General features: G+C 60.2%; 7 protein-coding genes. 5 read left to right on the top strand and 2 right to left on the bottom strand.

The genetic code is table 11. The annotated features are described in order from the left end of the window. Positions 1-1,073 (top strand): porin (locus EN939_RS15265; RefSeq protein WP_164751004.1); only part of this gene is annotated, 1,073 nt, incomplete at its 5' end. A gap of 380 nt (positions 1,074-1,453) precedes the next feature. On the opposite strand, the gene EN939_RS15260 is transcribed toward EN939_RS15265, so the two are convergent. Then, the gene (locus EN939_RS15260; RefSeq protein WP_127268657.1) at positions 1,454-3,121 is read right to left on the bottom strand and encodes a tetratricopeptide repeat-containing sulfotransferase family protein; all 1,668 of its coding nucleotides are present in this window, start codon (positions 3,119-3,121) and stop codon (positions 1,454-1,456) included. 120 nt (positions 3,122-3,241) lie between these two features. Here EN939_RS15260 and EN939_RS15255 point away from each other — a divergent pair, with 120 nt between their 5' ends. Beyond that, positions 3,242-4,354 carry a pyridoxal phosphate-dependent aminotransferase gene (locus EN939_RS15255; RefSeq protein ID WP_127268656.1) on the top strand — a complete coding sequence of 371 codons (1,113 nt, stop codon included), beginning with the start codon at positions 3,242-3,244 and terminating at the stop codon, positions 4,352-4,354. 34 nt (positions 4,355-4,388) lie between these two features. Here EN939_RS15255 and EN939_RS15250 read toward each other — a convergent pair whose 3' ends face one another. Next, positions 4,389-5,381, bottom strand: a complete 993-nt coding sequence (locus tag EN939_RS15250) for a bifunctional helix-turn-helix transcriptional regulator/GNAT family N-acetyltransferase (protein WP_127268655.1) — start codon at positions 5,379-5,381, stop codon at positions 4,389-4,391. A 160-nt stretch (positions 5,382-5,541) separates the two neighbouring features. Between EN939_RS15250 and EN939_RS15245 the strand changes: the two genes are divergently transcribed. From EN939_RS15245 to EN939_RS15235, 3 genes are all read left to right on the top strand, one after another. Then, positions 5,542-5,826: an acylphosphatase gene (locus EN939_RS15245; RefSeq protein WP_127268654.1), complete on the top strand. Its 285-nt coding sequence runs from the start codon at positions 5,542-5,544 to the stop codon at positions 5,824-5,826. 59 nt (positions 5,827-5,885) lie between these two features. Next, positions 5,886-6,536: a TetR/AcrR family transcriptional regulator gene (locus EN939_RS15240; RefSeq protein ID WP_127268653.1), complete on the top strand. Its 651-nt coding sequence runs from the start codon at positions 5,886-5,888 to the stop codon at positions 6,534-6,536. A 66-nt stretch (positions 6,537-6,602) separates the two neighbouring features. Continuing rightward, positions 6,603-6,880, top strand: a 278-nt coding sequence (locus tag EN939_RS15235) for an acyl-CoA dehydrogenase family protein (protein ID WP_206523064.1), incomplete at its 3' end; no start/stop codon positions are given.

Genomic DNA, 6,880 nt, shown 5'->3' with positions numbered 1-6,880 from the left:
CCGTCGTCGTCGCCGAGCCGGAACCCGCTGAATACGTCAAGATCTGCGACGTCTACGGCGCTGGCTACTTCTACATCCCCGGCACCGAAACCTGCCTGCGCATCGGCGGCTATATCCGTTACGACATCGGCGGTGGCGACCTCGGTTCGTTCGATGGTGCAAAAGCCGCGGATCACCAGGATGGTGATGACCACAACACCTGGCTGAAGAATACCCGCTTCACGCTGAAGACCTGGACAGGCCAGGAAACCGAACTCGGCACGTTGAAGACCTACACCGAGACCCGCTTCAACTTTGGCGACGACAACGCTTTCGAGGACGTCAACGCCGCCCATAACCGGGACGTCTCGCTGAACTTCGCCTGGATCCAGCTCGGTGGCCTGCGCGTCGGTAAGGACGAATCGGCCTTCGACACGTTCGTCGGCTACGCCGGCAACGTCATCCAGGATACGCTGGTTCCCTACGGCGATTTCGACACCAACGTCGTCCAGTACTACTTCGATGCCGGCAACGGCTTCTCGGCAGTGGTCTCGCTGGAAGAAGGTAACGCCAATGACACGATTGACAGCTATGTTCCGCATGTCGTCGGCGGCGTGAAGTACACGCAGGGCTGGGGCGCCATCACCGGTGTCGTCGCTTATGACAGCAACTACGAAGAAGTGGCCGGCAAGGTTCGCCTGGATGTGAACGTCTCCAACGAACTCTCGCTGTTCATCATGGGCGGCTACGGCTCGGACGATAACCTCAACGACAACCTCGGCAATCATGTCGACGCCAACGGTCGCGGCTTCTACAAGATGTGGGGTGGCAATTGGGCAGTGTGGGGCGGTGGCACCTACAAGTTCAACGAAAAAACCTCGTTCAACGCCCAGGTGTCCGCTGACGACTGGAAGAACGTCGGTGTTGCCGCGAACATCGCTTATGACGTTGTTCCGGGCTTCACCGTCACGGCCGAAGTCGACTACCTCCATGCAGGCCGATTTGGCGATGTCAACTATGTTAACCCATCGTTCACCCCGGCCGATAAGAAGAACAGCATCGGCGGCCTCCTCCGCTTCCAGCGCTCGTTCTAATATATTTCGACTTGTCGAAATCGAAACCCGGCGGGTAACCGCCGGGTTTTTCGCGCCGGATTTTCAGGGGCCTCGGCAAATGCAACTGTGCTGCCCCGCGGCCGAGCCTTGCACTTCTTGAAGGGTTTGCGGCCAACAGTAGCCAGCCGCCGAGGCGGAGCCCTGACAGCTTCGGCAACCAGGCTATTTGCCAGTCCGGCAACGCCTGAGATTTCGCGCCAAGCGCTTCGAGCGCCGACCAGCAGAAAATAATCGGCCAACCGGCGATTGCATTTGGGATCGTCGGGTGCGGAATCACGCGCATCCCTGCGCTTCTTCAGCTCAGCAGTGCCAACCAAATCGAGGTGACGTGCATGAGAGGCACGTCAGCCCCGTTTGAATTACGTCTCCGCCAAGTCGCCCAAAGCATCGATTAGCGGCTGGATCTCGCCTTCATAATTCTTCCAGCGCTTGACAGACGATTTGTAGATGGGTTGGCGAACCTGCCAGCGGCTGGGCGTGTTGACCGAACCATCCCTGTCGAAAAAACGCAGGCAGGCGTCATCCCAGGGCAGCCCAAGGTAATCTATGAGGCGGCGTGACTGCGCCTCCTGATCCTCGACGAGCGTTTCGTAGCGGTTTTCGAAGATCAGGCCCGGGAAAACCTCGTTCCAATGCTGCATCAGACGGTCATATTCGCGATAGTACAGACCGAGTGTCTTCAGGTCGGTGTTGTAACTGTGCCCCTCGCCGAATTTCAAGACATAGCAAGAGACGCAATTGTCGATCGCGTCACGGCGGCAATGGATGATCTTTGCGTTGGGGAAGAGAAGGCCAATCAAACCGATCAGTTCAAAATTATGCGGCATCTTATCGACGATCCTAAGTGCCGCGGGCGCCCGCTCCTTCAGATAGGACAAATGCTCCTCGGCCAATGTTCGGGACAAGCCTTTTGTGATCGACGCGACCGCCGAGTCCAAATCTCCGGCTGACGACCTTCTGAGTTCAATCGCATTCGCCACCCGCCTAAGCTTCATTAGTTCGCCCGCGCCGTGTACATCAGGATGACTGGCGCAGATCTGTTCCGTAAGAGTTGTGCCTGAGCGAGGCATGCCGACCACGAACACGGGAATTTCCGAAGGATTTCCGTAATCGGCCTTGGCAGCCAGCATCTCAGGCGTGAAGGTCGCAATCAGTGAGTCTATCCAGCGACGGTATTGGTCGATATCGAAGTTGCGGCCTGATGCCTGTTTCGACTTGTTGAAATGGTCGAATGCATCCTTATAGCGTTTGAGATCATTCAGCACCTTGCCGGCCGCCAGATGAAGGTTCTCGGCACCATCCGGTTCAAGCTTCGGATTTCCAAGTTCGCCAAGAATGGCTTTGAGCTCCTTAGGCTCTTCGGTGAATTTTTGTGTCTGCACGAGGTCATTGTACGCCGCCGGCACCTTGATACGACGTTCGATTGCCTCCTGAAGATAGGCGGCAGCTTCAACCATCCGTCCCACGCTGGTGAGCGCGCGAGCCAGTCCGATCCGCACCTTTGGATGATCCCGGTTTATTTTTAGTGCCTTCTCATAAAGCGGCAAAGCCATCTCAGGTTTGTCAAAGTCGATATAAGCGTCCCCCAATGCACAAAGTGCTTCGATAAGATCTGGCTGCAACTCCAAGGCGTATTGCATATGTCTGATTGCTGGCGAATATTCGCTGACCTTCACATAGGCCGAAGCCAGCCCAAGGTGGTAGTAAGGGTTTTTTGGCTCCTCGCCGACCGCGCGTGCGAAATATCGCAAGGCCGCCTCATCGTCGTAGCCCAGGCACACGGTCCCCAAGATATACAGGGCAAGTGGATGGTTGGGCGTACGCGCCAGAACTTGCAGGCATAAGTCCTGAGCTTCGCCGAGCCGTTTGACTTGCTGAAACTGATATGCCTGCTGCAGCAACGCCTCGTCGGCCTGCGCACGCGAAAGCGAATTCGCTTTCGGAAGATTCGGTTGCGGGAATTTGGGTTTCGGTCCGGTTTGGACCTTCAGGTGCTTGGACCAGGCAGGCGGCAGACGATTGTTCATTGCGTCTCGCTAGCAAAAAGATACGCAGGAATCCAGCGTTACGATTGCGGACCGCCGGGTGCTTGCACGGCCAAGTCGGCCACGCTAGCAAGAAGGCCCTTTTTCAAGCGAGCTTCCGCCATGCACCAGCGCCCTCCCCTCATGCCGCTCATCGCAGCGCTTCCTTCGACGGTGCCGTTTGTCGGCCCCGAAGCGCAGGAGCGCGAGCGTGGCCGCGCTTTCCGCGCCCGCATCGGCGCCAATGAGAGCAGCTTTGGTCCCTCGCCGCGCGTCACCGCCCGGATGGCCGAGATCGCCGGCGACATGTGGATGTATTGCGATCCCGACAATCACGATCTGAAGGTGGCGGTCGCCGCGCATCACGGCGTAGAGGCCGAGAACGTCGTTGTCGGCGAAGGCATAGATGGCCTGCTCAGCCTGGTGGCACGCATGTATGTCGCGCCTGGTGACGCGGTGGTTACCTCGCTCGGCGCTTACCCGACCTTCAACTTCCACATTGCCGGTGTCGGCGGGCGGCTGGTGACAGTCCCTTACGAGAACGACCGGGAAAGCCTGGATGGCCTGCTGGCGGCGGTGCGTAGGGACAAGGCCCCGCTGGTCTATCTCTCCAACCCCGACAATCCAATGGGTAGCTGGTGGGAGGCGAGCGAGATCATCCGCTTCATCGAGGCGCTGCCGCAAACCACCATGCTGGTGCTCGACGAGGCCTATGGCGAACTCGGGCCGGCCTCGGCGATGCCGCCGATCGATATCTCCAGGCCAAACGTCATCCGCATGCGCACCTTCTCGAAGGCGTACGGGCTGGCGGGCATACGCTGCGGCTATGCGATCGCCGAGGCCCAGGTGATCCGCGACTTCGAGAAGATCCGCAACCATTATGGCGTCAGCCGCATGGCGCAGATCGCCGGCGTCGAGGCGCTCGCCGATCAGGACTATCTGCAAAGCGTGGTGGCGCGGGTCGCGGCCGGCCGCCGACGCATCGCAGGCATTGCCGAGGCAAATGGCCTGAAGCCGCTGGCGTCGGCGACCAACTTCGTCACCATCGATTGCGGCGGCGATAGCGCTTTCGCGCTGAAAGTTCTGCAAGGTCTGCTGTCACGCGACGTCTTCATCCGCAAGCCGATGGTGCCACGGCTCGACCGCTGCATCCGCATCAGCGTCGGTCTCGATCACGAGCTCGACATTCTTGCCGAGGAGTTGCCTGGCGCGCTGGCAACAGCGCGGGGAAATTAGGTTCCGTCTGCAAGCAAACCAGCTGCAAAGCAGCCTACAAATCCATTTCCCAGGTCTGGCCGGTCAGATCCTTGCCGAAGCTGTGGTGGTGCTCCTGCGAGACCAACCTGAAGCCGGCGCGTTCGTAAATTGCGCGCGCCGCGACGAGGATGTCGTTGGTCCACAGCACCAGCTTGGCGTAGCCGCAAGCCCGGGCCTGGTTCACGCATTCCGCGACCAGTCGTTTGCCGATGCCGAGGCCGCGCGCCGACGACTCGACATGCAGCATTCTCAGCTTGGCCACTTCGTCGTCCTGATGAACCAGGAACACCGCGCCGACCGGCTCACCACCGCGCTCTGCGATCCAGCAGAAATCGCGGCCGGGCACGAAATTGCGAATGAAATCGGCGCCGATCTCGGCGAGCATGGCCTCGAACTCGATCGTCCAGCCATATTCCTCGGCATAAAGTTGGGCCTGGCGCTGCACGACCCAGCCGACATCGCCGACGCGATGCGGCCGCAACGTCACCTCGCTGCTGTCACGGGTGCGATCGCCCAGCAATTCCCCCGCCTTGCGCAAGGCGCTGCGCAGTTCATGCAACCTGTCGTCGGGGACGCTTTCGATCAGCCGCGCCGTGTCCCGATCGGCCGCCGCCTGCAGTCTGGCAAGCGCTGCCTCGCCTCGTGAGGTCAGCGAGAGCACCCTTCGGCGCCGGTCAGCCGGGTCCGTTCTGGCCTCGGTCAGCCCCTGGCCCGCAAACTTGCGCAGGATCCGCGTCAGATAGGCGGCATCGACACGCAACTGTCTTGATATTTCGGAGGCCGCCGGGCCATTCTCCAGCCGAAAAGCACCAGCCAGGAAACCTCGCTCCCCGGCGATTTCGGCGGAAGCCGGGTTGCTGCGGTGACCCAGTTCGAACAGCACGCGCGCCTCGGTCAAAGTGAATGCACTTTGTGTCAGCGTCTCGTCGAGAAGGCCGACGGTGCGCGTGTAGAAGCGATTGAAGCGCCTGACATCGGCCACCAATGCGTTGCGTTCGTCCAACATCCGCAGCCATTCCTAAGGCAGCCGTATTTTCCAAAATTAGTGGACGGAGTCAATTAAATTTTGAGCCAGAGAGGCCAGCCATTGCGCTCGCGCGCAGTTCCCAGGTTGCATTCCTCACGCCACGCGCCAGATTCAAAACGAGACAGGCTTGGAGAGATTCATGGCTGATCGTCGCAGGGAAGTGCTGACGCGGGTCTACGGCAATGTGCAAGGCGTCGGCTTCAGGGCCTGGGCTCGGGATCAGGCCACGAGCCTTGGCCTTGCGGGCTGGGTCCGCAATGAGGCGGATGGGTCTGTAACGGCCCAGATCGCTGGGCTCGATGAGGCGGTCTCGAAAATGATCGAGCGCCTCTGGAAAGGGCCGGCCGGGGCTTCGGTCTCCAGGGTCGACGTCGAGGACTTGGCAACACAACACCTTCTTGTCGGGTTCAGGATCATTGCCTGAGCGCGCCGCCTTGAATTAATCGAACGTTCGTTTTATTATCACTCCACAGAGGAGCTGACATGGCGCGCACGACCGGATCCGATGGCGAAAAGACCGAAGCGACCATCCGTGGGGCGGCGGTCAACCTCATCGCGCGGTTTGGCTACGAAGCAATGTCGATGCGCCAGCTTGCCGCCGAGGTCGGCGTCCAGGCGGCCGCGCTCTACCGCTATTTTCCAACCAAGGAAGAGCTTCTGTTCACGCTGATGCGCGAGCACATGGAGGGTCTGGCCACAGCATGGGAAGCAGCCCGCCCGGCGGACGCAGATTCGGCGCAACTGCTCTCGGCCTATGTGCGCAATCACATCGCCTTTCATATCGAGCGACGGCACGCCACGCATGTGTCGAACATGGAATTGCGCAGCCTGTCGCCCGAACGGCTGACGCAGATCCTGCGCATGCGCACTGCCTACGAAAAGGAACTGCGCACTATTTTACGCGATGGCGCCGAGACGGGCACCTTCAGCATCGACGACACCGGGCTGACCGCCATGGCACTGATCCAGATGATGACTGGCGTCATCGTCTGGTTTCGGCCGGGCGAACGCCTGTCGATCGCCGAAGTGACCGCGACATATCTTTCAATGACAATGCGGCTCGTCGGCGCGAAGATCGACGCCTACAGCGCCGCGCGCCCCTTCGGGCGCGCAAAGGACGCTGCAGCATTTTGATTTCGCGCATGATCCCTTTCCGAAAATCAAAGTCGATTTTCGGGGTCATGCGCAGGGAGGAGAAAAATGTACACGAACACGCTCAGCTTCGGGCATGACGAGGAGATCGAGGCGCTGCGCGACTTGGTGCGGCGCTTCGCCCAGGACCGGATCGCTCCGATCGCCGCCGACATCGATCGCTCGAACGAATTTCCGGCGCATCTGTGGGGTGAACTCGGTGCGCTCGGCCTGCTCGGCATCACGGCCGATCCCGATTTCGGCGGCAGCGGCATGGGCTATCTCGCGCATGTGATCGCCGTCGAGGAAATCTCGCGCGCTTCGGCCTCGGTCGGCCTCTCCTATGG

This window comes from Mesorhizobium sp. M7A.F.Ca.CA.002.05.1.1 (assembly GCF_003998335.1).
Taxonomy (GTDB): domain Bacteria; phylum Pseudomonadota; class Alphaproteobacteria; order Rhizobiales; family Rhizobiaceae; genus Mesorhizobium.
Note: the sequence above shows the minus strand (reverse complement) of the source record. Positions and strands in the feature narration are given on the sequence as shown.